This window comes from Bradyrhizobium sp. CB82 (assembly GCF_029714405.1).
Lineage (GTDB): Bacteria > Pseudomonadota > Alphaproteobacteria > Rhizobiales > Xanthobacteraceae > Bradyrhizobium.
In genome coordinates this window covers 5,357,257-5,381,787 of record NZ_CP121650.1, presented here as the reverse complement: position 1 = coordinate 5,381,787, position 24,531 = coordinate 5,357,257, and the positions used below count along the sequence as shown (strand labels likewise).

Below are 24,531 nucleotides of genomic sequence, written 5' to 3'. Positions count from 1 at the left end.
ATGGCGGCGTACATCGCCAGCCTCGACGGCGCAGCGCCCGCGCCGGAGCTCAGCGCGCCGCTCGCAGGGCTGTGGTGGGCCGCCAAGGGCGACTGGGACCGGGCGCACAAGATCGTTCAGGACGACAGCAGCCGCGAGGCCGCCTGGGTGCACGCATACTTGCACCGCGTCGAAGGCGATCTCGGCAATGCCGGTTACTGGTACCGTCAGGCAGGGCAACCGGCGGCGAAGGATACATTGCAGGCGGAGTGGGAGCGGATCGCTGCCGCGCTGCTCGGGAGCACGACATGAGCACGGCCACGCACAAGCTTCTCAAAGGCGCCACCGGCGACTGGGAGATGGTCATCGGCATGGAGATCCACGCCCAGGTGACGTCGAACTCAAAGCTGTTCTCGGGCGCCTCGACTGCGTTCGGCGGCGAGCCGAACACGCATGTGTCTCTGGTCGACGCGGCGATGCCGGGCATGCTGCCCGTCATCAACGAGGAATGCGTCAGGCAGGCTGTCCGGACCGGGCTCGGTCTGAACGCAAAGATCAACCTGCGTTCGGTGTTCGACCGCAAAAACTATTTCTATCCGGACTCGCCGCAGGGCTACCAGATCAGCCAGTACAAGTCGCCTGTTGTCGGCGAGGGCGAGGTGATCGTCGAGCTCGACGGCGGCCGCAGCGTCACCGTCGGCATCGAGCGGCTGCATCTGGAGCAGGACGCCGGCAAGTTACTGCACGACCAGTCGCCGTCGCTGTCCTTCGTCGATCTCAACCGCTGCGGCGTGGCGCTGATGGAGATCGTCTCAAAACCGGACATCCGCGACGCCGAGCAGGCCAAGGCCTATGTAACCAAGCTGCGCTCGATCCTGCGCTATCTCGGCACCTGCGACGGCGATATGGAGAAGGGGAATCTGCGTGCCGACGTCAACGTCTCGGTGCGCAAGCCCGGCGGGCCGCTCGGCACCCGCTGCGAGATCAAGAACATGAACTCGATCAACTTCATCGGACAAGCGATCGAGTACGAGGCGCGGCGCCAGATCGAGATCCTCGAGGACGGTGGCGAGATCGACCAGGAGACACGGCTCTACGACGCCAACAAGGGCGAGACGCGCTCGATGCGGTCCAAGGAGGAGGCGCATGACTATCGCTACTTCCCCGATCCGGATCTGCTGCCGCTGGAATTCTCGCAAAGCTTCGTTGACGAGCTGAAGGCGAAGCTGCCGGAGTTGCCCGATCAGAAGAAGACGCGCTTTGTCGCCGACTTCGGCCTCTCGGCCTATGACGCGAGCGTGCTCGTCGCCGAGCGCGAAAGCGCTGACTTCTACGAGACCGTGCTGGACAGGCTCGCCAATCGCACCCGCGACGGCAAGATGGCGGCGAACTGGGTGATCAACGAGCTGTTCGGCCGTCTCAACAAGGAAGGCCACGATATTACGGCCTCTCCGGTCTCGTCCGGGCAGCTTGCCGCGATCATCGACCTGATCGGCGAGGGCACGATCAGCGGAAAGATCGCCAAGGACCTGTTCGAGATCGTCTGGCAGGAGGGCGGCGATCCCCGCGCGCTGGTTGAGAGCCGCGGAATGAAGCAGGTCACCGACCTCTCCGCGATCGAGAAGGTGGTGGACGACATCATCGCGGCCAATCCCGACAAGGTCGCGCAAGTCAAGGACAAGCCGCAGGCGCTCGGCTGGTTCGTCGGCCAGGTGATGAAGTCGTCCGGCGGCAAGGCCAACCCGCAAGCGGTCAACGACCTCTTGAAGTCCAAGCTCGGCAACTGACACCTTGCGGTGACGGCGCGTGCCGTCACCGTAATCCTCCTCTTGCGCATCCGTCGCGCGCACGCGGCGACACCAACGTCGTCTCGCTCGCACCGCCCAGGCGCAACCGAATCGCCGTCTTCGATTCGCGGAAAACGGCGGCTTCGAGCGCGCTCCGGCGGGCGATCGTGCCGTTAAGCATGAAAATATTTTCGTTGCCAAAATTCGCGACTCAGAGTCCGCGAAACGCACTTCGTGCGCCTTCGAACCAGACGCAACGCGCGACGGCGCGTCGATCGCGCGCAACGTGGGAATGCGGAATGCGCTTGCAGCATAGGGTTTTCTTGCAACCGATGCTTTCGCCCGCGTCGATGCGGCAGGCACTTTTTGCATAGACGATCGAACGACTCGTCGAGCGCGTGCGCGAAGCGCGGAGTACTTGCGCGCTTTGCTGCGTCAACACTTCCTTAAGCGAGAAGATGTTTTTTTCGCCGTGTTGGTGTATTCGGGATGAAGTGCATTCGATCCCCGAATGCACGCAGCGATTAAGCCATCTCACATCGGAGGGCAACATGGCGAAGAAAGCGAAGAAGGCGAAGAAGGCGAAGAGCGCAGTGAAGAAGACTGCGAAGAAGACCCGCAAGGTCGCGAAGAAGAAGAAGTAACTTCGCTCTTGAAGTCGTCGGCCTCTCTGACGGCCGGCACGTCATCAGCGCCTTCTGCGATCTGGTTTGCCTCCGGCAGGACAGGTCTCAGTCAACCGGGCTCTGATCGGCGATAGAGGGTGTCGGCGAGACATCAGGTCAACGGTCGGATCGTCCCACCTTGCCGAGCTTGCTCGTTAAGGTCCGGTCCGGCAGAAGAAACGAGTTTTCTTCGTTCGGTGCGGTTCGCCTTTATCGGCTCCGCAATTTCATGAGTAGCCTCGCGGCAAAAATGAAATCTGGTCCTGACGTGTTCGCCGACGCCCTCGTTCGAGTAGCCGGGATCCTCGCCGGCGTTTTCATTTCTCTCAATTGTAGATCCGGGACGTGGCAGCGCTGTCGACGAGGCGGGCGTAACCGTTGCGCACACACACACACCGGTGTCCTGGCCCGGCTTTCGGGCCATCCATTACGCCGCGGCTCCTCGGCTCAATTACAAACATCCCGGAGTACTGGATCGCCCGGTCAAGCCCGGACGATGACAGCTGATGTTTTGGGCGCTCGGATCACGCCACCCGTATTCGGACCCGTCGCAATGGTTATCACTCTGCAAAAATCGGCACCGTGAACCTCGTCCAACGAATCGCGGAAGTGCTTGTGATTCGAGGACTTCTTGCATTTTTGCAGCCGCGCCGCGTGGCCTCGCGTTTACGTCCCCTTCATCGCACTACTTAAACTGCCATTCAAATTTGCTCGCCAAGATCGCTCTCAACAAGCCGGCAAAACGGCATGGGGACGAGTTGAACAGTTTGGACGGGAGCCGCACTCGGGGAAACGAGGCGGCACGACAATAAAGGGGATGCGACATGTATCAGGGGACTTTCAATCTGGAGGCGGCGACACCGATCGACGCGAGCGCGCTGTCGGACGTGCTGTTCGAGCGGGGCATGTATTGGGCGAGCGGCCGCTCCGGTCTCGTTGATCTCATTGCCGCGCACAAATGGTTCAACCTCGCGGCGCTGAAGGGCCGCAAGGACGCCATCGCGCTCCGCCAGGAAGTCGCCGGGCAGATGTCGGATGCCGAGATCGCCGCCGCGCAGCGCGAGGCGAGGGCCTGGGCTACCGCGCACTGAGCGGTTCACTCCGCCGTCGGGAACCGAACCTGGACCGATCGGTGCGATGCGCCAAGGCGACCTCATGATGAGATTTAGACGGCAAACGAGGCCGGCGCTTCGCCGGCGCAATGACGGCGCCACATTTCATTGAGGGCCTTTTCGATGTGTCGCGTCATGCCGACAGTATCGAAGAGAGGCCAGGTGGACCGATGCATCGCCAGCTTGCGCTTGAGGGCGGTTCGAAGTTCGGAATCGTGCGCGATCCGAAGCGCCAAACCCTCATATTCGTCCAACGATCGCGTCACCAGCTCAGGAAGGCCGACAGCATTCAGGAGACTGGCTGCAACACGTCCCGCAAAGGCGGTGCCGAGGCAGGTCAGAACCGGCAAGCCAGCCCAAAGGGCGTCGCTGGCCGCGGTATGGGCATTGTAGGGCTGTGTGTCCAGGAACAGATCGGCGAGCTGGTGACGCGCCAAGTGTTCATCGGCAGGGACGTGTGGTGCGAACACGATCCTCTCGGCGGCGATGCCGCGCGCAACGGCTTCACGCCTCAGGTTCTCCCCGGCGATCGGGTCCCCATCAAGCAGCCAAAGGACGCTGCCGGCGGTCCTGGTCAGCAGCCTCATCCAGACATCGAACATTAGGGGCGTGATCTTCGACGTTCTGTTGAACGCGCAGTAGACGAATGCGTCGTCCGCCAGTCCGACCGCGCTCCTAGCAGGTACATTTGGCAGGGGCGGTCGCCTCGCGTCGGTCACCTGATAGCTGTCGGGGAGATAAATCACCTTCTCGGCGTAATGCTTCTGCTCTTCTTCGGGGATGACGATCCGGTCGGCCATGACGTAGTCGATGTATGACGCGCCCATCGTGCCGGGAAACCCGAGATAGTTGACCTGGATGGGAGCCGCCCGGTGCGCAAGGATTTTCGGCCGCGCGCCGGCGGTGAAGCCTCCCAGATCGACGAGGACGTCAATGTCGAGCTGCCGTATCAGCTTGACCACGTCCTCGTCGGTAAGATGGCTGACGTCTTCAAAGCGTTCGAATGCTGCCTTCAGGCGGTTGCGCATCTCGCTGCGGTCATCCGGTCCGTAGGAGATGGCGCTGACGTCGAAGCGCTCGCGGTCGTGCTCCTCGAAAAGTCCGGCCGTCAAATGCGCGGTGGCGTGACTGCGAAAATCGGCAGACAGGTACGCGACCCGCAACCGGGAAACCGGTGACGTCGTTGTGGGTACCGCGACACCTCGTTCCGGGGCGACCTCGGCGACATATGTCTTCACGCAGGTCAACTGGCGTGCGGGAGACGACGAGGCATGAAAGAAGGTGAAGGGGTCGACGGCCACGCCGGATTCGACGGCCTCGTCCAGGGCGGCCTGTTCACGCCCAAAACTGCGCCAGTCGGCGCGTTTCTGCCTGAAAGCAACGAGCTTGCTCAACGCGAACGGAAAGGCCTTATCCAGTGCGACCGTTCTTTCGAGCGCCCCGATTGCTTGGTCGTCTCGGCCCATTTGGGTAAGGACCTCGGACAAGACGAAATGGTACTGTGGATTCGACGGTGCAAGCTCGACGGCACGTTGGTAGCTGTCATGCGCTTCAATGAGCTGACCCAGCTGCTGGAACGCACTGCCTCGGTTTGCGAACGCTGCGCTCGATGGCGCGATCGCAATGGCGCGATCAAATTCCGCGATGGCGCCGTGAAGCTCCCGCCGTGCGATCAGGATCGCTCCGCGATTGAGATGCGCATCGGCGAAGTTCGGCGACAGCGCAATCGCTTTCGCAAGCCAGGCGAGCGCATCGTCTGTCTTGTCAAGTGCACGCAGCACGTTGGCATAGTTGAAAAGAACGTCGGGATTGCCGGAGTCGACGCGGGCAGCCTTCTTGAGCAATGGCTCGGCGTCCGCGAAATTGCCGCGCTGGGCGTGCAACAGCCCCAGCATATGGAGCGCGACGGGATGCGTTCTGCTTCCCCTCAGGATGGTCGTGTAGACCCGCTCTGCATCCGACAGATTGCCCGAACGGTGCGCCGCAATTGCCTGGTCCAGAATAGCCGACGGACGGAGTGAGGAGGGGGCCGAAGCTCCCTTGTTGCGGCTTTGCTGCGACATGTGATTGGATTTCCGGACCCCGATGACGGGTCTGTGCTTTGGCGGACTGGTGCAAAAACTCTAGTCGCCTTTGCTGGAGAGAACAACGGCCGCCCGCTCGCGCTTCGAGGCTCGAAACTACCGCGCTGGTGCCGAGATTTCGCGCGCGACAATATCGATGCCGGCCAACTGACGCGATGGCGACCCGCTGTGCGGGCGTGACGACGGCCGGCCGGCGCCCCGGACGTCGGCCAGTTCCCGACCCGTCCTTGGCTTGCCGTCGCTGTCAAAGCTTTCATGTGCAAAGAAACCCGCCAGCCGCAATTCTGCCGCTTGCGGCTCGCCGCGGGGTCGGGCATACCCGACAAAGCCGGAGACGTGGCCGAGTGGCTGAAGGCGGCGGTTTGCTAAACCGTTATAGGCTTGTAAAGGCCTATCGAGGGTTCGAATCCCTCCGTCTCCGCCAGCTGTGAAGCCCGGCGCGCCGCTTCCCATCCCCGCACGTTTACACATTATAGAGTCCAGATGGGTCCGTCCGGCGGCGGCTCGCCCTCGCGGGAAATCGCACTCCGTGCTCGATTGGCCCGGGATATGGGCGTCGCGTTAATCAGTGCGCGGCGCGATGACGAGATCATCCAGCATCCGTTCCGAGTCGACTGCCGATTCTTCGATTCGAGTGCGTCGCTAGGGCGTCAAGGGAGACGGGCGCCGCCGCCGGTTCAAGGCGGGAAATTTGACGGCATCTGGAACCCCTTCGAAAATAATATGGAAAACAAATACTTACAGAAGCGCCGCGATCACATCTGCGTGTTATTTGTGCAACACCCATCGGAAAACGCGCTCTATAGGGCCGTTGCGGAGCGTTCTTTTGTTGTGTGTGCAGGGACGTTCGGTAATTGTGATCGGGCGACGGAGGGGGGCATCCCAAGGTCGTCCCGTTTTAGGTGGTTCGCTTAAGTCCCTCGCGTTCATGCGGGTGTGTCCGAAGGCGCGAAGCGACTAAGCGGTGATTTGAAGCGGGAATGGGAAATTGGCCATCCGGTCAGTGACCTTCCCTGAAGAGCAACTTGGAGGTTTAACATGAAGTTGGTTAAGAGCCTTTTGCTCGGCTCAGCGGCGGGTCTGATCGCCGTTGGCGGAGCACAGGCAGCCGATCTCCCCGTAAAGGCCAAGGCGGTCGAATACGTGAAGATCTGCTCCCTGTACGGTGCCGGATTTTACTACATGCCGGGCACTGACACCTGCATCAAGTTCGGCGGCTACGTGCGCGCCGACGCCTGGGTCCTCGGCGGCGACTACGGTTTCCGGCAAGGCGCAAACCAGGGTTCGAATAACCGTCTGACCAACTACTGGGGCAGCCGCGCTCGTATGGACCTCACCATCGATACGCGCACGGCGACCGAGTATGGTGTGGTTCGCACCTACGCCGACATGGTCTTCACCTGGGATACGACCTCGGTCACAAACAGCAACCCGTCGACGATCTCGACCGGTTCTGCCTCGCTCGGCCTCTACCATGCGTTCATCCAGTTCGCTGGCTTCACCTTCGGCCGTACGGTCTCGATCTTCGACGCTCCGTGGCAGAGCTATCCGGCTGGCGGTCCCGATACCATTCCGGGTGGTTCCAACCACGTCACCGGCGTGAACCAGGTCGCTTACACGGCTGATTTCGGTCAGGGCATCACAGCTTCGATCGCGTTGGATGATGAAACGACGTCGGCAGGTGGCAACTCGAACCTCTGGAACCTGTCGGGCGCGACCGCGGCCAACATGATCACCGGCGTCTACGGCAACAACGATTGGGGTGGAACGCGCGTTCCCGACATCGTCGGTGCCGTCCGCGTCGACCAGGCCTGGGGTCTGGCCCAGTTGTCGGTTGCTGCGCATAACATGCATGCTGCCTACTACGGCGCCACCGAACCGACGGGTCACCCCGGCGACAAGTGGGGCTGGGCGATCCAGGGTTCGTTGTCGATCAAGAACATCCCGACCGGTCCGGGCGACTCGATCAACTTGCAGGCCGTCTACACGGATGGCGCGTCTCGCTACAACTTCCAGAGCCTGTTCCCGCAGACCTTCTTCATGTACAGCGGCAGCGGCATTGGCGCGTACCAGAGCCTCGGGATCGCCGGCATTGCTGACGGCGTGTTCGTGACCGGCAGCGGCATCGAGACCGTCAAGTCCTGGGGCGTCCGTGGTGGCTATACCCACAACTGGACCCCGAACTGGGCGAGCGCCATCTACGGTGGCTACGGTGCGCTCCAGTACGGTTCCGGTGGCAAGGCCGCGATCTGCGCCAACATGGTTGGGCTCCTCGGCTTGACCGGCGCCTGCAACCCGGACTTCAACTTCGCAGTGATCGGTGTCAACACCGTGTGGACCCCGGTCAAGAACCTGGCCTTCACGGCGGACGTCAACTGGTCGCGTCTGGACCAGAAGTTCTCCGGCACCATCGCCAGCCCGGGCCTTGCGAGCGCTGCCAAGCCGGCAGCTCTGTATGAGATGAAGGACCAGGACTCGGTCACCCTGCTCCTCCGCGCTCAGCGCAACTTCTAAGATCGATCTCTCGACCGATCAGAGAGCCCCGGCGGGCAACCGCCGGGGTTTTTCTTTGCGGGAGTTGCGGCCTATATTGTCCGGAATGGGCCGGCACTTTCCCTTCGGGGAGAGGCGGACTGGAGTCTTCGAACATGAACAGCAGTTTGACGATGCGAACGAAAGTGATGATGGGTGCGCTCGCTGCCGGGATTATTGCCGGGGCCGCGATCATGACTGCTGCGCCAGCGACGGCCCAGCGCTACGACGCCCGTTATCCGGTCTGCCTCCAGAAATGGGAGTGGGGTGGCAGCAGCACGATCTACTGCAACTATCCCTCCTGGGAGGCGTGCAAGGCGTCCGCGGCGGGACTGTCGGCAATGTGCATCGCCAACCCATACTGGGCCGAGTCGACGACAACAGGCTTCGCCCGCCCACCGGCCCCCGCGGGTAGGCCGCTTCCGGCCCGGTGATGATGGAATTCGTGGCGCTTAGATTGCCGGCGCGGTGCGCTGGTCTTGCTGCGAGTTTGCGCGCGCGAATCCGGAATCACCGAGCTCCCTGCCATTCCCTGAATGCGTAAGTGGGATTGAGGCGGCACGCATCGATCGTGCCCGACGCGGTCGCCATCCACTGGCTGTAAGTGGCCAATTGGCAATTGCCTGGGGGCGTTGAGCCACGAACCCTCCGGTCATGCCTATTTCCGATTTCGGAAAGCTATCTGGGGTGCGCGTACCTGCCCCGCCTCGGAGGCGAGGGTTGCGGTCCGCCTGCAGAGGTAGATGATCCGGCTCCTGCCGAACTGCCGGTGGTACCAGTGTTGCCAGTGTTGCCATTGGTGCCGGCTCCGCCAGCCCCCGTTCCGCCAGCTCCCGTGCCCATGCCGGTACCAGCTGCTCCACCACTACCCGAGCCGGTTCCGCCTGCGCCTCCGGCTGCGCCGCTTCCGCTCACTTGCGCGGAGGTCGGAACGACCGAGGTGCCGGCGAGCAGTGCCGCAATCATCATGACGAGTAATTTATTCCGCATGTCGTGCTCCGTTGTTTGCACGGCGGGCTAATGGCTCGAACGCAAGCACGTTCCTAAATGATTGTGGCGGCCGTTGTTCATTCCCACGCTCGACGAGCAACTACTCCACGCTGCCGGCTGCGCCCCGCCGCAGGTCGGCTTCGATCTGGAGCCGCGTTCCGCCGCCAAAGCGCGCGCGATAGACTTGAAGGTTCTCCATGATGCGCTGTACGTAGTTGCGCGTTTCGGAGAACGGGATCAATTCGACCCAGTCAACCGCGTCGATCTTGGACTCGCGCGGATCGCCGTAGCGCTCGACCCATTTCTTCACGCTGCCGCGGCCAGCATTATAGGCGGCGAAGGTCATGATGTAGGAGCCGCGGTAGTCCTCGAGCAGGCCGCCGAGCTCGGCCGCGCCAAGTGCGGCATTGTAGACGGAATCGTTCTTCAATCGCGACAGGTCGTAGGTCGCGCCGTGCCGCTTGCAGACGTAGCGCGCAGCGTCCGGCGTCACCTGCATCAGCCCGTAGGCCTGCGCCGGTGACACCACCGCCGGATTGAACGCGCTTTCCTGCCGCGCGATCGCATACACGATGCTGCGCTCGACCTCGGGGCCGATCTGGCTGAACTGCGGGATGCCGTTGACCGGATAGGCGTAGAAGTCGAAGGGCAGCCCGCGGTTGAGCGCGGCCTTGCCGACCAGGAGCATGCCGCGGGCGTCGCCGTAGCGCTGGGTCAGCTCGCCGAGGCCGGCAAGCGCATCAGGGTCGCCGTTCTCGCCCATGTCGGCGAGCATCGGGATCGCGAGCTCGCGCTCGTCGAGCTCGTAGAGCAGTTGCGCCGCGCGCACGATCTCCAGCCGCTCGGCGCCGCGACCGCGCGGCGCGCTGTTGAGCTCGATCTGCGGCAGGCCGAGTTTGGCCCGCGCGAGCTGGCCATAGTAGCTCGTGGATTGCTCGGCTGCCCGCGCATAGGCGTTGCGCGCTTCCTGTTGCCGCCCCATGGCTTCCGCCGCGCGGCCCTGCCAGTAGCCGGCGCGCGCCAGCGTGGTCGGGTTGACGCTGCCGACGCCGATGCGAGCGAAGTGCTGGGCGGCGGTCGCGGGATCATTGAGGAAACGCAACGCGATCCAGCCCGCGGTGAATTCCTGCTCGGTCTTGTAGATATCGCGCGAGGGCAGGGCCGCGTCGCGCGCGATCAGATAGGCGCTGCGGAATTCTTCGGTGTCGATCATCTTGCGCGCGATCAGCCGCCGCTCGATCCACCATTCGTCGAGATTGTAGAGGCGGTTCGGATCCTTCGGCGCCGACAGCATCAGTTGCGCGGCTTCCGCGAACTTCTCCTCGCGGCGCAGGAGCTGGATCTTGCTGAAGATGAAGCCGGGATCGCCGTGAAGTTCATGCGGCACGGCTTCGAGCAAGGCGCGCGTGTTCGGCGCCTTCTTGTAGGAGGCGATGCGCGCCTTGGCGAGCGCCACGTAGCCGGCGCCGAGCCGCTTGGCGGCGCGCAGCGCGGCCTCGTGCTCGCTGCCGTAGAGTAGCGTGTCCATCCGCGCCTTCTGGTCGCCCGGCGTGAGCAGCGCGCCGAACTGGTCGAGCGCGTTGTTCTCCGTCTCCTCCGACATCGGGTCGCTGCGCCAGGCTTCGCGCACCAGCCGCTCGGCATTGGCGCGGTCGCCGCGCGCCAGCATCGCCTTGGCCAGCGAGAAGCGGCCCTTCGCGGAAACCGGGGATTCGTTCTCGAACCACGACCAGGCGACCTGGTCCTCACGCCGGTCGTCCCAGAGCGCGGCTTCGAGCCGGCGGCGCAGGAAGGTCTGGGACGGCCAGCTCGGATTGGCGCTGATGAAGGCGCGATAGCGCTCGACGCTGGCGCCATTGTCGTCGCTGCGCAGGATGATCCATTCGGCGAGTTTTCGCGCGACAGGATCCGAGATCGCGGCTGCATTGTCGGTGGCATCGCCCGGCCTGTGCTTGCGCACGAGCTCGATGACGTTCTCGAGCGTGTCCTTGTCGGCCTGCGAGGTCGATGAGGTCGCAGCGACCGCGGCCGGCGTGACGGGCTTGCGTGGGGCGGCATGCTGGCGGGTCGCAGGAGCCAGCAGGGGTGCTGCCATCGGTTTGACGGCAGCCGGTGCGGTTGGTCTGACGGCCGCCGTCACCTCCGGGGCGGGTGCGGTTTTGGGGGGCGAACCGTTGGCAGTCGGCTGTGATTTTGGCGCAGGTGCCCTGGCGGCAGGCTTCGGCTTGTCCTTCGCGGGTTCCTTGCCGGCATCCTTGGCAGGTTTCTTTGCGGCATCCTTGGCCGGTGCGCCAGCCGTTCCCTTGCTAGCGCCGCCCTTGTCCGTTCCCTTGTCCGTTCGCTTGTCCGTTCCCTTGGGCGATTGTTTGGCCGCGCCCTTCGCGGTGTCCTTGGCGGCTGGTTTCGCTGTGTCCTTGGTGTCGTCCGCGGTGGTCTCATTGGGCTTGGCCAAGGCGGCGCAACCGACCGACAGGCCCGCCATCAGGCACACAACCAGACCGGCGAATCGCCATGTGGCATGGGGAAAGAAGGTCACGGCGTTTCGTCGCCCCGAATCGTTCGAGTGGCTCAAGACCGAGCTGAATTTGATTGAATATGCGGACAAAATACCAACAGCTACTTACCGCGGCCGTGTTTGGACCATCACCGCGGCAAAATCGCGGCCTAATCGGTGCGTCACCTTGGACCGGGCCCTTTACCTGCCCGTTAGACCCGATATGAAAGAAGCCTCTTTTCTGGCCAGCACGCGTACGGAGGAAGCCCATGGCAGCCAAGACGAAGTTCCGGGGGTCATTCACCGCCTTGGTCACGCCGTTCAAAAACGGCTCGCTGGACGAGGGCGCGTTCCGCTCACTGGTCAACTGGCAGATCGCCGAAGGCACCCACGGTCTGGTTCCGGTCGGCACCACCGGCGAAAGCCCGACGCTCAGCCATGACGAGCACAAGAAGGTCGTCGAATGGTGCATCGGCGAGGCCAAGGGGCGGGTGCCCGTGATCGCCGGCGCCGGCTCCAACTCCACCAAGGAAGCCGTCGAACTCGCACAACACGCCGAGAAGGCGGGCGCCAACGCCGTTCTGGTGGTGACGCCCTATTATAACAAGCCGACCCAGGAAGGGCTCTACCAGCACTTCAAGGCGATCAACGATGCGATTGGAATTCCGATCATTATCTACAACATCCCGCCGCGCTCGGTGATCGACATGTCGGTCGACACGATGAAGCGGCTGTGGGACCTGAAGAACATCGCGGGCGTCAAGGACGCGACCGCCAGCATGGTGCGGGTGTCGCAGCAGCGCGCCGCGATGGGCGAGGATTTCAACCAGCTATCGGGCGAGGATGCGACCGTGCTCGGCTACATGGCGCATGGTGGCCATGGCTGCATCTCGGTGACCTCCAACGTTGCGCCGCGACTGTGCTCGGAATTCCACACCGCCTGGCAGAAGGGCGACCACGCAACGGCCTTAAAGTTGCACGACAAGTTGATGCCGCTGCACAACAACCTCTTCATCGAGAGCAATCCGGCGCCGGTCAAATATGCGCTGTCGCTGCTCGGCAAGCTCGACGAGACGCTGCGGCTGCCGATGGTGCCGGTGTCGGAGGGAACGCGCGCGGCGGTGCGCAGCGCCATGGTGCACGCCGGCCTGATCAACTGACGTTTAGCGTTTGGGGGGCTTTTCATGGGCGTGGAGGAAAAGGGCATGCAGATGCTCAAGGAGTTCCGCGAGTTTGCCATGAAAGGCAACGTCGTGGACCTCGCGGTCGGTGTCATCATCGGTGCGGCCTTCGGCGCCATCGTCAATTCGCTGGTCGGCGACGTGATCATGCCGATCATCGGCGCCGCCACCGGCGGCCTCGACTTCTCGAATTACTTCACGCCGCTTTCGAGCAAGGTCACCGCCGCCAATCTTGCGGACGCGAAAAAGCAGGGTGCCGTATTGGCTTGGGGCAGCTTCCTCACGCTGACGATCAACTTCATCATCATCGCCTTCGTGCTGTTCCTGGTGATCCGTGCCATGAACAAGTTGAAGCGCAAGGAGGAGACGGCGCCTGCTCCGCCGAAGCCCTCAGCCGAGGTCGAGTTGCTGACCGAGATCCGCGATCTCCTCAAGAAGTCTTGACCCGCGCGCCTCGCCCAAACTGTTAGCGTGCGCGCATCCTGCTCAGGTTTTTTACTACGATGGCCGACAAGAACGAACGCCCCATCAAGGTCGTCGCGGAAAATCGCAAGGCGCGCTTCAACTACGCGATCGAGGATACGGTCGAGGCCGGCATTGCGCTGACCGGGACCGAGGTCAAGTCGATCCGCAACGGCAAGAGCACGATCGCGGAATCCTACGCGGATTCGAAGAACGGCGAGATCTGGCTGATCAACGCCACCATTCCCGAATATCTCCAGGGCAACCGCTTCAACCACGAGCCGAAAAGGCCGCGAAAGCTGCTCCTCCACCGCAGGCAGATCAACAAGCTGATCGGCGCGGTGGACCGCGAAGGCATGACGCTGATCCCGCTAAAGCTCTACTTCAACGAGCGCGGTCGCGCGAAGCTTCAGCTCGCGGTCGCCAAGGGCAAGAAGCTGCACGACAAGCGCGAGTCTGAGAAGAAGCGCGACTGGGGCCGGGAGAAGGGCCGGCTGATGCGGGCGAGGGGATGAGGCGATGAACCAGCGAAGCCTGCTCGAGGTGGACTGGAGCAAGATCCCGGCGCCGACCGACGATGGCCGCGCGGCGCATCTGAAGGGCCTGACGATCCCGCCGGTCAGCCTGCGCGCGACCGACGATACGTCGGTGACGCTGTCGGCGCTCCGCGGCCGCACCGTGGTGTTCGGCTATCCGCGCACCGGCGAGCCGGGCAAGATTGCGCTGGTCGACGACTGGGACATGATCCCCGGCGCGCGCGGCTGCACGCCGCAGACCTGCGCATTCCGCGACCTCTTCGCCGAACTGAAGGCGGCCGGGACGGGCCACGTGTTCGGGCTCTCGACCCAGAGCAACGATTACCAGACCGAGATGGCCTCGCGGCTGCATCTGCCGTTCCCGGTGCTGTCAGACGAAAAGCTCAAGCTGACCCGCGCGCTCAACCTGCCGACGATGCAGGTTGCGGGGCTGACGCTGATCAAGCGGCTTGCGCTGATCATCGACGACGCGAAAATTACGCACGTCTTCTATCCGGTGTTCCCGCCGGACCGGAACGCCGGCGACGTGCTGGACTGGCTGAAGGCCAATCCGGTCAAGGCCTAGTCGAGATCGGCCTTCACCTTAGCGAACACCTTGCGGAACATCTCCGGCGTCAGCACGCCGGTGTTCGTGTTGTAGCGGGAGCAGTGATAGCTGTCGTAGAGCCTGAACGGGCCGGCCTGGTGGACCGCGCCGTGACCGAACGGCGCCTGCGCGCCTTTGAGGCCCAGCGGCTTGAGCACGGTATCGTGCGCAATCCGTCCCAGCGCGACGATGGCACGCAGGTTCGGCATCGTCTCAAGGTTCGCGGCGAGGAAGCGGCGGCAGGTGTTGATCTCTGCCGGCAGCGGCTTGTTCTGCGGCGGCACGCAATGCACCGCATTGGCGATCCGGCAGTCGACCAGCTTCAGGCCGTCGTCAGGCCGCGCCCGATAGGTCCCCTTGGCAAATCCGTGTTCGATCAGCGTTGCGTAGAGCAGGTCGCCGGCATAGTCGCCCGTGAAAGGGCGACCCGTGCGGTTGGCACCCTGCATCCCCGGCGCAAGACCGACGATCAGCAGGCGCGCCTTGGCGTCACCGAAGGGCGCAACGGGAGCGTTGTGCCAGGACGGCTCGCGCGCCCGGTTCGCCTCGCGAAAGGAGACCAGGCGCGGACAGAGCGGGCAGTCACGGTCGGGTACGACGGTGGCAGACTGGCGGCTTGACCGGGCCGCTTCACTCGTCGAAATCGTCATCGCCCCTCGGCGCCATCGTGGTCGCGCGCTGGAGGAACTGCGGGGCGTGATGACGTGCTTCGCGGTCGCCACGCTCGCGCGGAGCCGGGCGTTCGGACGGGTCGCGGCCGAGCTTGGACTGGAGCTCGACGAGGTCGGTGAAGACGTCGGCCTGGCGGCGCAGCTCGTCGGCGATCATCGGAGGCTGGCTGGCGATGGTGGAGATGACGGTGACGCGCACGCCGCGGCGCTGCACGGCCTCGACCAGAGAACGGAAATCGCCGTCACCGGAGAACAGCACCATCTGGTCGATGTGCTCGGCAAGCTCCATGGCGTCCACCGCGAGCTCGATATCCATGTTGCCCTTGACCTTGCGGCGGCCGCTGGCGTCGATGAATTCCTTCGTGGCCTTGGTGACGACGGTGTAGCCGTTGTAGTCGAGCCAGTCGATCAGCGGACGTATCGAGGAGTATTCCTGATCCTCGATGATGGCAGTGTAATAGAACGCGCGCAGAAGCGTCCCCCGGCTCTGGAATTCCTTCAGCAGGCGCTTGTAATCGATATCGAAACCCAGCGTTTTTGCCGTCGCATACAGATTGGCTCCATCGATGAAGAGCGCGATCTTATTGGTTGGAGAAGGTGACATTCAGTTGCTCGCGTAGTGTTCGTGTTCACTTGTTTATTGTTGGCGCGACGGCAGCAATCCGCGCAGATATATAGAGGCTGCCAAAACCCGTCGAAACCGTAAATCCGGAGAAGTCGGGGCAAACCAAGGTATAGTTATGGCGGTCGGCCCGTCCGATGCCGCTCTCCTTGGCGACCCGGGAAACGCCGATTCTAACCCCAATGTGGGGTTATCAGAGGCGTTTGGCGAGACCAAATCACAAAATGATCTTGCGAAACCGCCCCGGCCTCTATAACTACCCCGCATCATCCACATGTTTTGACCCACCCAAGAGCGGAGCGACAGTCTAATGGCTCGCGTCACCGTAGAAGATTGTATCGACAAGGTCGACAACCGGTTTGACCTCGTCCTGCTGGCCGCCCACCGCGCCCGCATGATTTCGTCCGGTTCACAACTAACGGTTGACCGGGATAACGACAAGAACCCCGTTGTCTCTCTGCGCGAAATTGCCGACCAGACCATTTCGCCGGAGGATCTGCGCGAGGAGCTGGTCCACTCCCTCCAGAAATTCGTCGAGGTGGACGAGCCTGAGCCCGATACCGTGCCTTTGATCGGTTCCGCTGGCGCCAGCGTCGATGCCGACGATACCGAGGTCGCTGTCGAACGCATGACGGAAGAGGAGCTCCTGAAGGGTCTCGAGGGCCTTGCGCCGCCCGAGGAGCAGCCCGAGGAGGACGAGTAATCGTCCCCGCGCCGACGAAATGTTGATTTCACCAAAGGCCCGAACCCGCGTTCGGGCCTTTGCTTTTGTTGACCTTTTCGTGGTTACCATGGCATCGCGCGAAGTGCTTGCGAGAGCTTGTTTCGATTATGTCGGATGCGCGCGGGATCGGCGTTAAGATAGGTATGCAACGGGTCGTCTACTGGCCCGTTTGAAGGCAGGAAGGCATGGTGTATCGGCGTCGCAGATTTACGCAGATGGAGGCCGCGACCGAATCGGTCGCCGTGGCCCCGACTGCGCCGACGGCGGCGCGGCCTCCAAAGCCGCGGGCGCGGATGATGAGGCAATATGACCTCGTCGAACGAGTTCGCTCTTATAACCCCAACACCAACGAAGACCTGCTGAACCGCGCCTATGTCTACGCCATGAAGGCGCACGGTTCGCAGACCCGCGCCTCGGGCGATCCGTACTTCTCCCACCCGCTCGAAGTGGCGGCGATCCTCACCGACCTGAAGCTCGACGACGCCACGATCGTCGCAGCGCTGCTGCATGACACGATCGAGGACACCGAGGCGACGCGTGCCGAGATCGACCAGATATTCGGCCCCGAGATTGGCGCGCTGGTCGAGGGCCTGACCAAGCTGAAGCGGCTGGAGCTGGTGTCGCGCGAGGCCAAGCAGGCCGAGAACCTGCGCAAGCTCCTGCTGGCAATCGCCGACGACGTTCGCGTCCTCCTGGTCAAGCTCGCCGATCGTCTCCACAACATGCGCACGCTGGAATTCGTGCCACCGGAATCGCGCCGCCGGATCGCCGAGGAGACGCTCGACATCTATGCGCCGCTCGCGGGCCGGATGGGTATGCAGCAGATGCGTGAGGAGCTGGAGGACCTGTCCTTCCGCACCCTCGATCCCGAAGCCTACAACGTGGTGATGCAGCGGCTCGATGCGCTGGCCGAGCGCAACCGTAATTTGATCGGCGAGATCGAGGCCCAGCTCTCCAACAATCTGCGCCACAGGGGCCTCGGCGCGCGCGTCTATGGTCGCCGCAAGAAACCGTTTTCGATCTGGACCAAGATGGAGCGCAAGTCGGTCGGCTTCGAGCAATTGTCCGACATCTTCGGCTTCCGCGTCGTGGTCAACGACATCGAGGCCTGCTACCGCGCGCTCGGCATCGTCCACACCACCTGGCCGGTCGTGCCGGGCCGTTTCAAGGACTACATCTCGACGCCCAAGCAGAACGACTATCGCTCGATCCACACCACGGTGATCGGCCCCGGCAACCAGCGCGTCGAGCTCCAGATCCGCACCGAGGAGATGGACCAGATCGCCGAGCGCGGCATCGCCGCGCACGTCTTCTACAAGGAAGGCGCCGGCTCGCCGACGGAGTTCCTGAAGCGCGAATCCAATGCCTTTGCATGGCTGCGGCATACCGTCGGAATTCTTTCCGAGAGCACAAATCCCGAGGAATTCCTCGAGCACACCAAGCTCGAATTGTTCCACGACCAGGTGTTCTGCTTCACGCCCAAGGGCAAGCTGATCGCGCTGCCGCGCCATGCCAATGTGATCGACTTCGCCTATGCGGTGCACACCGACGTTGGCAACAGCGCCGTCGGCTGCAAGATCAACGGCAAGTTCGCACCGCTGTCATCGGAGCTCCAGAACGGCGACGAGGTCGAGGTTTTGACCTCGGAGGCGCAATCGGCGCCGCCGTCGGCGTGGGAATCGCTTGCCGTCACCGGCAAGGCGCGCGCGGCGATCCGGCGCGCCACCCGCACTGCGGTGCGTGACCAATACGCCGGCCTCGGCCGGCGCATCGTCGAGCGCCTGTTCGAGCGCGCCAAGATCGACTACGCCGACGACAAGCTGAAGGGCGCGCTGCCGCGCCTTGCCCGCTCCTCGATCGATGACGTGATGGCGGCGGTCGGACGCGGCGAGATCAAGGCCTCTGACGTCGCGCGCGCGATGTATCCGGACTACAAGGAAGAGCGGGTCGGGCGTTACGCGAAGAAGGGGCTGGCCGCCAAGCTCAAGGAGACGGTGGCGCCGGCGCCGCCGCGCGCGCCATCGGCGATCCCGATCCGCGGCATCAATTCCGACCTGCCGGTGAAGTTCGCGCCGAACGGCGGCGCCGTGCCGGGCGACCGCATCGTCGGCATCGTCACCCCGGGCGAGGGCATCACCATCTATCCGATCCAGGCGCCGGCCTTGAAGGATTTCGAGGAGGAACCGGAGCGCTGGCTCGACGTGCGCTGGGACATCGAGGATACCGCTCCGCAGCGCTTCCCGGCCCGCATCAAGGTCGAGAACGTCAACGAGCCCGGCGCGCTCGCGCAGATCGCGACCGTGATCGCCGAGCACGACGGCAATATCGACAATATCAGCATGCAGCGCCGCTCGCCGGATTTCACCGAGACGACCATCGATCTCGAGGTCTATGACCTGAAGCACCTGAGCGCGATCATAGCCCAGTTGCGCGCAAAGGCGGTCGTCGCCCGCGTCGAACGTGTTAATGGATAGGCCGAGTATGCCTGTCCGTCCGATCATGTGAGCCTCGCTATGCCCGTTCCTCCGCTTCGCCTTGGCGTCAATGTCGACCATGTCGCGACCCTGCGTAACGCGCGGGGCGGCCGCAATCCCGATCCGGTGCGCGCTGCTTTGCTGGCGATAGAGGCCGGCGCCGACGGCATCACCGCACACTTGCGCGAAGACCGCCGGCATATCCGCGACGAGGACATGGCGCGGCTGAAGGCGGAAATCTCCAAGCCTCTGAACTTCGAGATGGCGGCGACCGACGACATGATGCGCATCTCGCTCGCCACCAATCCGCATGCGGTGTGCCTCGTGCCAGAGCGCCGCCAGGAGGTGACGACCGAAGGCGGGCTCGATGTGGTCGGACAGCACAATGCGCTCGCGCCGTTCATCGACCGGCTGAACGATGCCGGCATCCGCGTGTCGCTGTTCATCGCCGCCGATCCCAAGCAGATCGAGATGGCGGCGCGGCTACGCGCGCCGGTGATCGAGATCCATACTGGTGCCTGGTGCGACGCCGTGGTCGACGGACACACCGACAAGGCCGAGGCCGAATGGCAGCGCATCGTGGCCGGCGCCAGGCTGGCGCGGGCGGCGGGCCTCGAAGTCCATGCCGGCCACGGGCTCGATTATGCGACGGCGGAAAAGATCTCGGCGCTTCCGGAGATCGTCGAACTGAACATCGGCTACTACATGATCGGGGAGGCGCTATTCGTCGGCTTGGCCGAAACGGTGCGCAGCATGCGCGCCGCGATGGACCGCGGCCGGAGCAAGGCATGATCATCGGCATCGGCTCCGACCTGATCGACATCACCCGCGTCGCCAAGGTGATCGAGCGCCATGGCGAGCGCTTCCTCGACCGCATCTTCACCGAAGCCGAGCGCGCCAAGGCCGGGCGCCGCGCCAAGAGCGAGAAGATGGTGGTCGCGACCTATGCCAAACGGTTCGCCGCCAAGGAGGCATGCTCCAAGGCGCTCGGGACCGGCATCCGGCGCGGCGTCTGGTGGCGCGACATGGGGGTGGTCAACCTGCCCGGAGGGCGGCCGACCATGCAACTGACCGGCGGGGCGCTGGCCCGTCTGAAGGCGCTGACGCCGGAAGGCTTCGAGGCGCGGATCGACCTGTCGATCACCGACGACTGGCCGCTCGCACAGGCCTTCGTCATCATTTCCGCCGTACCGCTGGCGAAACCTTGATCTGTTCGCCGCTGAATTAAAATACTATAATAAATTCAATATCTTATATATTGTTGATGCGACACTTGATTGCGTGGCTGGCGACAACAGTCTAAAAGTTCGCCGGCGCAAAATCAGCCCGGGGCGAATTCAGCTTTACGCCGGAATTGGCCCTCACTATCAGAATCAGGACAATCTCCTTACGCCGCAAGACGACGGGGCCATGCGCGGGAACGGGCGTTCCGTGACCGCGGAGCCGGAATTGGGAAAGCAATGAGCGTGACTTCAGGAACCAAATCTGAGAGCGGCCTCGGCGAAACCGTCCGGGTCGTTATCCACGCTCTCCTGATCGCGCTGGTGATCCGCACCTTTCTGTTCCAGCCCTTCAACATTCCCTCCGGCTCGATGAAGGCGACGCTGCTCGTCGGCGATTACCTGTTCGTGTCGAAATATTCCTACGGCTATAGCCATTACTCGATCCCGTTCTCGCCGCCGCTGTTCTCGGGACGCGAGTTCGGCTCGGACCCGAACCGCGGCGACATCGTCGTGTTCCGTCTGCCAAAGGATGACACCACCGACTACATCAAGCGCGTGATCGGTCTGCCCGGCGACCGGATCCAGATGAAGGAGGGGCTGCTCTACATCAACGACGTGCCGGTGCAGCGCGAACGGCTGAGCGACTTCGTCGGCGAAGACCCCTGCGGCTCGTCGGACGCCACCGCGCGGGTGAAGCGCTGGAAGGAGACGCTGCCGAATGGCGTCACCTATGAGACGCTCGACTGCGTCGACAACGGCTTCTACGACAACACCAACGTCTACACGGTGCCGGCCGGCCACTTCTTCATGATGGGCGACAACCGTGACAACTCGACCGACAGCCGCGTGCAGTCGGCGGTGGGCTACGTGCCGCAGGAGAACCTGATCGGCCGTGCCCAGATGATCTTCTTCTCCATCGCCGAAGGCGAGCACGCTTGGATGTTCTGGCGCTGGCCCTGGTCGGTGCGCTGGAACCGAATGTTCAAAATCGTCCGATGAAAGACGAAGCCAAGGACATCCCACCCCAATCGATCGAGGCCGCTGCGAGCCCTGACGCCGAAGCTGCTCCCAAAGCTTCCGCAAAGAAGAAGCGGGCGAGGAGCGGCAAGGCCAAGGGCGCGAACGCGGCGCTCGAGGCGCGCATCGGGCACAGTTTCGCCGATCCGAACCTGCTGATCCAGGCGATCACGCACGTCTCCGCACTCAAGTCGGGACGCAAACGCGGCGACAGCTATCAGCGACTGGAATTTCTGGGCGACCACGTGCTCGGGCTCGTCGTCTCCGACATGCTCTATCACGCCTTCCCGACCGCGGATGAAGGCGAGCTGTCGAAGCGGCTCGCCGAGCTCGTGCGCAAGGAGAGCTGCGCCGATGTTGCGAAGTTGCTGGGCCTCGTCGAGGACATCAAGCTCGGCGGTGTCGGCCCCGCCGCGGACGCGCGGCTGCGCAAGTCCGTGCTGGGCGACATCTGCGAAGCCGTGATCGGCGCCATCTATCTCGATGGTGGGCATGCGGCCGCATCCGAGTTCGTCAAGCGCAACTGGACCGAGCGCATGCACAAGCCGCGGCGCCCGCTGCGCGATCCCAAGACCGTGCTCCAGGAATGGGCGCAGGGGAAGGGCTTGCCGACGCCGGTTTATCGCGAGGTCGAGCGCACCGGGCCGCATCACGATCCGCAGTTTCGCGTCGCCGTGGATCTTCCGGGGCTGGCATCGGCGGAAGGCATCGGTGGCAGCAAGCGCGCGGCGGAGAAGGTCGCGGCCTCCGTCATGATCGAACGCGAAGGCGTTGGCGGCGGCAACGATGGCTGAGGCGAGCAATGCGGCAACGCCGCCCGCCACACGCTGCGGCTTCGTGGCGCTGATCGGCGCCCCCAATGTCGGCAAGTCGACCCTTGTCAATGCGCTGGTCGGCGCCAAGGTCACGATCGTCTCGCGCAAGGTGCAGACGACGCGGGCGCTGATTCGCGGCATCGTCATCGAAGACAATGCGCAAGTGATTCTGGTCGATACGCCCGGCATCTTCTCGCCGAAGCGGCGGCTCGATCGGGCCATGGTGTCGACCGCCTGGAGCGGCGCGCATGACGCCGATCTCGTCTGCGTGCTGTTGGACGCCAAGGCCGGCCTCGACGAGGAGGCCGAGGCGATCCTCGCCAAGGTCGCAAGCGTCGCGCACGAGAAGATTTTGGTGCTCAACAAGGTCGATCTGGTTCAGCGCGAGAAGCTCCTTGCGCTGGCGCAGGCTGCAAACGAGCGCATTCGCTTTGCAAAGACCTTCATGATCTCGGCGCTGTCGGGCGATGGTGTCGATGACATCCGGCATGCGCTTGCCGAAATGGTGCCGGCAGGTCCGTTCCTCTATCCCGAGGACCAGATGTCGGATGCGCCGATGCGGCAGTTAGCTGCCGAGATCACGCGGGAAAAGATCTATCAGAAGCTGCACCAGGAACTGCCCTACCAGTCCACGGTCGAAACGGACAAATGGGAGGAGCGCAAGGACAAGTCGGTGCGCATCGAGCAGACGATCTTCGTCGAGCGCGAAAGCCAGCGCAAGATCGTGCTCGGCAAGGGCGGCGCCACCATCAAGTCGATCGGCGCGGAATCGCGCAAAGAGCTCATCGACATTCTCGGCGTGCCCGTGCATCTCTTCCTGTTCGTCAAGGTGCGCGAGAACTGGGGCGACGATCCCGACCGCTATCGGGAAATGGGCCTGGAATTCCCCAAAGAATGAACAAGAAGTAGATGGGTTGGTGATGAGCGTGCCACGCAACGTCCTGCGCTTCGAAGTGCTGCTCTACGCATCGCTGATGCTGGATGCGCTGTCGGTCGCGTTCCAGGACCGCACGCCGAACGCCGACATGACGGACCAGATGATCACGACCGCGACGCTGATCGCCGGCGGGATGATCCTGCTGCTCGTCTATTTCGTCTGGCTGGCGGCGCAAAAGCGCAAGAATTGGCCGCGCTGGGTTCTTGGGGCGGCCCTCGTGCTGTCGGCGATTTCGCTTGCGCAGATCATCGGCGAGAAGGGCGTCGAGCTCGACAGCGGCATCGAGATCGTGTCCTGCGTGCTGACGACGATTGGTCTGTATTTCTCCTTCACCGGTGACGCGCAGGGCTGGTTCAACGCGTGAACTCGTCGAGGTGGTCGGGTGGGCAAAGGCGCGCTCTTTCGCGCGCCGTGCCACCTGATCAAATTGGTGGGCACGCTTCGCTTTGCCCACCCACGATCGCGTGAATGCGGTAGAATTCATCCCATGGAATGGACCGACGACGGCATCGTGCTGGGGGTGCGGCGGCATGGCGAGACGAGCGCCATCGCCGAGCTTTTGACACGTGCGCACGGCCGGCATCTCGGGCTCGTGCGGGGCGGCGCCAGTTCGCGGATGCGGCCGCTGCTCCAGCCCGGCAACAGCGTGCGTGCGGTGTGGCGGGCGCGGCTGGACGAGCATCTCGGCACCTATGCGATCGAAGGCCTGCGATTGCGGGCTGCGGGGCTGCTTGCGTCCTCGCACGGCGTCTATGGCGTGACGCATCTGGCCTCGCTCGCGCGGCTTTTGCCCGAGCGCGATCCGCACGAAGAGATCTTTGCACAGCTCGAGCACGCTCTCGATGACTTCGACGACATCGGCGGAGCCGCCGTGCACATCATCCATTTCGAGCTCGCGATGCTCGCCGAACTCGGCTTCGGCCTCGCGCTGGAGAATTGCGCGGTGACCGGCGAGACCACAGACCTGATCTACGTTTCGCCGAAATCCGGCGGCGCGGTGTCGCGCTCCGCCGGCGAGCCATGGCGCGATCGGCTGTTGCGCTTGCCGCCGTTCCTGCGGCAGGGCGAGGCGGCGCGCGAACTGACGGACCAGGACCTCCAGGATGGCTTTCGGCTGACCGGCCTGTTCCTGCTCCGCCACGTGCTGGAGCCGCGCGGGCAGGGCCATTCGGACGCACGAAGCGGCTTCCTCAATGCGTTGACGCGGCAGCAGGCGAGGGCAATCGCCTCCCCATGAGCGAGCCGCGCCTCTGCCCTGTCCGATCGGACGATGGAACCCGGAACCAAACTGCGCTAACTGAGTTGGCCGGGGTGGTTCCACCGGGGACATCCAGATGATCAGAGGATTCGTGGTATCCGCCGCGCTGCTCGCGCTGGCGCCGGACGTAATGGCTGCTGAGCAGCCCGGCCTGTTCCGCCGCGCCTCCTGCACCCTCGTGCGGTACTATGTTGCGAAATATTCGGCAGCCGCCGCAGAGACATGGGCGCGATCCCACGGCGCAACCGACGCGGAAATCGAGACCGCGCGCCGCTGTCTGGCCAATGCGCCTGTGCAGGCCAAGAGCCCGCAAACCACCCCGGCCGTGACCGCGGGCTGGGCGGGGCAGTAGCAGCCGACAGGGGCGCCAATCGATCCTCGT

At 63.6% G+C, this 24,531-nt stretch carries 24 protein-coding genes, 1 tRNA gene and 1 pseudogene; 21 read left to right on the top strand and 5 right to left on the bottom strand.

The annotated features are described in order from the left end of the window. From QA640_RS26240 to QA640_RS26230, 3 genes are all read left to right on the top strand, one after another. Nucleotides 1-291, top strand: a complete 291-nt coding sequence (locus tag QA640_RS26240) for a hypothetical protein (protein WP_283035805.1) — start codon at nt 1-3, stop codon at nt 289-291. Continuing rightward, nucleotides 288-1,766 carry an Asp-tRNA(Asn)/Glu-tRNA(Gln) amidotransferase subunit GatB gene (gene gatB / locus QA640_RS26235; protein ID WP_283035804.1) on the top strand — a complete coding sequence of 493 codons (1,479 nt, stop codon included), beginning with the start codon at nt 288-290 and terminating at the stop codon, nt 1,764-1,766. The genes QA640_RS26240 and gatB overlap by 4 nt, the downstream gene beginning before the upstream one ends. A 1,489-nt stretch (nt 1,767-3,255) precedes the next feature. After that, the gene (locus QA640_RS26230) at nt 3,256-3,522 is read left to right on the top strand and encodes a hypothetical protein (protein WP_283035803.1); all 267 of its coding nucleotides are present in this window, start codon (nt 3,256-3,258) and stop codon (nt 3,520-3,522) included. A 74-nt stretch (nt 3,523-3,596) separates the two neighbouring features. On the opposite strand, the gene QA640_RS26225 is transcribed toward QA640_RS26230, so the two are convergent. Further along, complete coding sequence (locus tag QA640_RS26225) at nt 3,597-5,009, bottom strand: UDP-N-acetylglucosamine-peptide N-acetylglucosaminyltransferase (RefSeq protein WP_283035802.1); 1,413 nt, start codon at nt 5,007-5,009, stop codon at nt 3,597-3,599. Between the two features lie 27 nt (nt 5,010-5,036). Between QA640_RS26225 and QA640_RS26220 the strand changes: the two genes are divergently transcribed. From QA640_RS26220 to QA640_RS26205, 4 genes are all read left to right on the top strand, one after another. After that, on the top strand, nt 5,037-5,564 hold the full coding sequence (locus QA640_RS26220) for a hypothetical protein (protein ID WP_283035801.1): 528 nt from the start codon (nt 5,037-5,039) through the stop codon (nt 5,562-5,564). Nucleotides 5,565-5,957: 393 nt separating this feature from the next. Then, nucleotides 5,958-6,051, top strand: a tRNA-Ser gene (locus QA640_RS26215). Nucleotides 6,052-6,665: 614 nt separating this feature from the next. Beyond that, nucleotides 6,666-8,141, top strand: a complete 1,476-nt coding sequence (locus QA640_RS26210) for a porin (RefSeq protein ID WP_283035800.1) — start codon at nt 6,666-6,668, stop codon at nt 8,139-8,141. 152 nt (nt 8,142-8,293) lie between these two features. Beyond that, entirely contained in the window at nt 8,294-8,593 is a 300-nt protein-coding gene (locus QA640_RS26205) for a DUF3551 domain-containing protein (RefSeq protein WP_283035799.1), read from the top strand. Between the two features lie 76 nt (nt 8,594-8,669). On the opposite strand, the pseudogene QA640_RS26200 reads toward QA640_RS26205, so the two are convergent. Next, nucleotides 8,670-8,786 (bottom strand): annotated as a pseudogene (locus QA640_RS26200) (DUF3551 domain-containing protein); the annotation flags it as partial. A 463-nt stretch (nt 8,787-9,249) separates the two neighbouring features. Then, entirely contained in the window at nt 9,250-11,631 is a 2,382-nt protein-coding gene (locus tag QA640_RS26195; protein ID WP_283042893.1) for a transglycosylase SLT domain-containing protein, read from the bottom strand. A 281-nt stretch (nt 11,632-11,912) separates the two neighbouring features. Here QA640_RS26195 and dapA point away from each other — a divergent pair, with 281 nt between their 5' ends. From dapA to QA640_RS26175, 4 genes are read left to right on the top strand one after another with little or no spacing between them, the layout of a single operon-like run. Then, on the top strand, nt 11,913-12,803 hold the full coding sequence (dapA, locus tag QA640_RS26190) for a 4-hydroxy-tetrahydrodipicolinate synthase (RefSeq protein ID WP_283035798.1): 891 nt from the start codon (nt 11,913-11,915) through the stop codon (nt 12,801-12,803). Nucleotides 12,804-12,827: 24 nt separating this feature from the next. Continuing rightward, nucleotides 12,828-13,268, top strand: a complete 441-nt coding sequence (gene mscL, locus QA640_RS26185) for a large conductance mechanosensitive channel protein MscL (protein ID WP_283035797.1) — start codon at nt 12,828-12,830, stop codon at nt 13,266-13,268. A 59-nt stretch (nt 13,269-13,327) separates the two neighbouring features. Continuing rightward, on the top strand, nt 13,328-13,801 hold the full coding sequence (gene smpB, locus QA640_RS26180) for an SsrA-binding protein SmpB (RefSeq protein WP_283035796.1): 474 nt from the start codon (nt 13,328-13,330) through the stop codon (nt 13,799-13,801). 4 nt (nt 13,802-13,805) lie between these two features. Beyond that, nucleotides 13,806-14,387, top strand: a complete 582-nt coding sequence (locus tag QA640_RS26175; RefSeq protein ID WP_283035795.1) for a peroxiredoxin — start codon at nt 13,806-13,808, stop codon at nt 14,385-14,387. Here QA640_RS26175 and QA640_RS26170 read toward each other — a convergent pair. Both QA640_RS26170 and QA640_RS26165 read right to left on the bottom strand, forming a co-directional pair. After that, nucleotides 14,384-15,058 carry a uracil-DNA glycosylase gene (locus tag QA640_RS26170; RefSeq protein WP_283035794.1) on the bottom strand — a complete coding sequence of 225 codons (675 nt, stop codon included), beginning with the start codon at nt 15,056-15,058 and terminating at the stop codon, nt 14,384-14,386. The genes QA640_RS26175 and QA640_RS26170 overlap by 4 nt on opposite strands. After that, nucleotides 15,039-15,683 (bottom strand): NYN domain-containing protein, encoded by a 645-nt coding sequence (locus QA640_RS26165; RefSeq protein ID WP_254095709.1) that lies wholly within the window; start codon nt 15,681-15,683, stop codon nt 15,039-15,041. Before QA640_RS26165 ends, QA640_RS26170 begins: the two co-directional genes overlap by 20 nt. Before the next feature lie 328 nt (nt 15,684-16,011). On the opposite strand from QA640_RS26165, the gene rpoZ reads away from it, so the two are divergent. The 10 genes from rpoZ (at nt 16,012) to QA640_RS26115 (ending at nt 24,501) form a co-directional block, all read left to right on the top strand. Continuing rightward, a complete protein-coding gene (gene rpoZ, locus QA640_RS26160; RefSeq protein ID WP_027522935.1) occupies nt 16,012-16,404 on the top strand; it encodes a DNA-directed RNA polymerase subunit omega in 393 nt (130 codons plus the stop codon). A gap of 206 nt (nt 16,405-16,610) precedes the next feature. After that, nucleotides 16,611-18,899 (top strand): bifunctional (p)ppGpp synthetase/guanosine-3',5'-bis(diphosphate) 3'-pyrophosphohydrolase, encoded by a 2,289-nt coding sequence (locus QA640_RS26155; RefSeq protein ID WP_283035793.1) that lies wholly within the window; start codon nt 16,611-16,613, stop codon nt 18,897-18,899. 39 nt (nt 18,900-18,938) lie between these two features. After that, on the top strand, nt 18,939-19,691 hold the full coding sequence (locus tag QA640_RS26150; RefSeq protein ID WP_283035792.1) for a pyridoxine 5'-phosphate synthase: 753 nt from the start codon (nt 18,939-18,941) through the stop codon (nt 19,689-19,691). Next, on the top strand, nt 19,688-20,107 hold the full coding sequence (gene acpS / locus QA640_RS26145; protein ID WP_283035791.1) for a holo-ACP synthase: 420 nt from the start codon (nt 19,688-19,690) through the stop codon (nt 20,105-20,107). The genes QA640_RS26150 and acpS overlap by 4 nt, the downstream gene beginning before the upstream one ends. A gap of 252 nt (nt 20,108-20,359) precedes the next feature. Then, nucleotides 20,360-21,121 carry a signal peptidase I gene (gene lepB / locus QA640_RS26140; protein WP_283035790.1) on the top strand — a complete coding sequence of 254 codons (762 nt, stop codon included), beginning with the start codon at nt 20,360-20,362 and terminating at the stop codon, nt 21,119-21,121. Next, on the top strand, nt 21,118-21,933 hold the full coding sequence (gene rnc, locus QA640_RS26135) for a ribonuclease III (protein ID WP_283035789.1): 816 nt from the start codon (nt 21,118-21,120) through the stop codon (nt 21,931-21,933). Before lepB ends, rnc begins: the two co-directional genes overlap by 4 nt. After that, the gene (gene era, locus QA640_RS26130) at nt 21,926-22,852 is read left to right on the top strand and encodes a GTPase Era (RefSeq protein WP_283035788.1); all 927 of its coding nucleotides are present in this window, start codon (nt 21,926-21,928) and stop codon (nt 22,850-22,852) included. Before rnc ends, era begins: the two co-directional genes overlap by 8 nt. Before the next feature lie 22 nt (nt 22,853-22,874). Next, nucleotides 22,875-23,255 (top strand): hypothetical protein, encoded by a 381-nt coding sequence (locus QA640_RS26125; RefSeq protein ID WP_283035787.1) that lies wholly within the window; start codon nt 22,875-22,877, stop codon nt 23,253-23,255. A 123-nt stretch (nt 23,256-23,378) separates the two neighbouring features. Further along, nucleotides 23,379-24,128, top strand: a complete 750-nt coding sequence (gene recO, locus QA640_RS26120) for a DNA repair protein RecO (protein WP_283035786.1) — start codon at nt 23,379-23,381, stop codon at nt 24,126-24,128. Between the two features lie 97 nt (nt 24,129-24,225). Then, on the top strand, nt 24,226-24,501 hold the full coding sequence (locus tag QA640_RS26115; protein WP_283035785.1) for a hypothetical protein: 276 nt from the start codon (nt 24,226-24,228) through the stop codon (nt 24,499-24,501). Nucleotides 24,502-24,531: the final 30 nt, after the last annotated feature.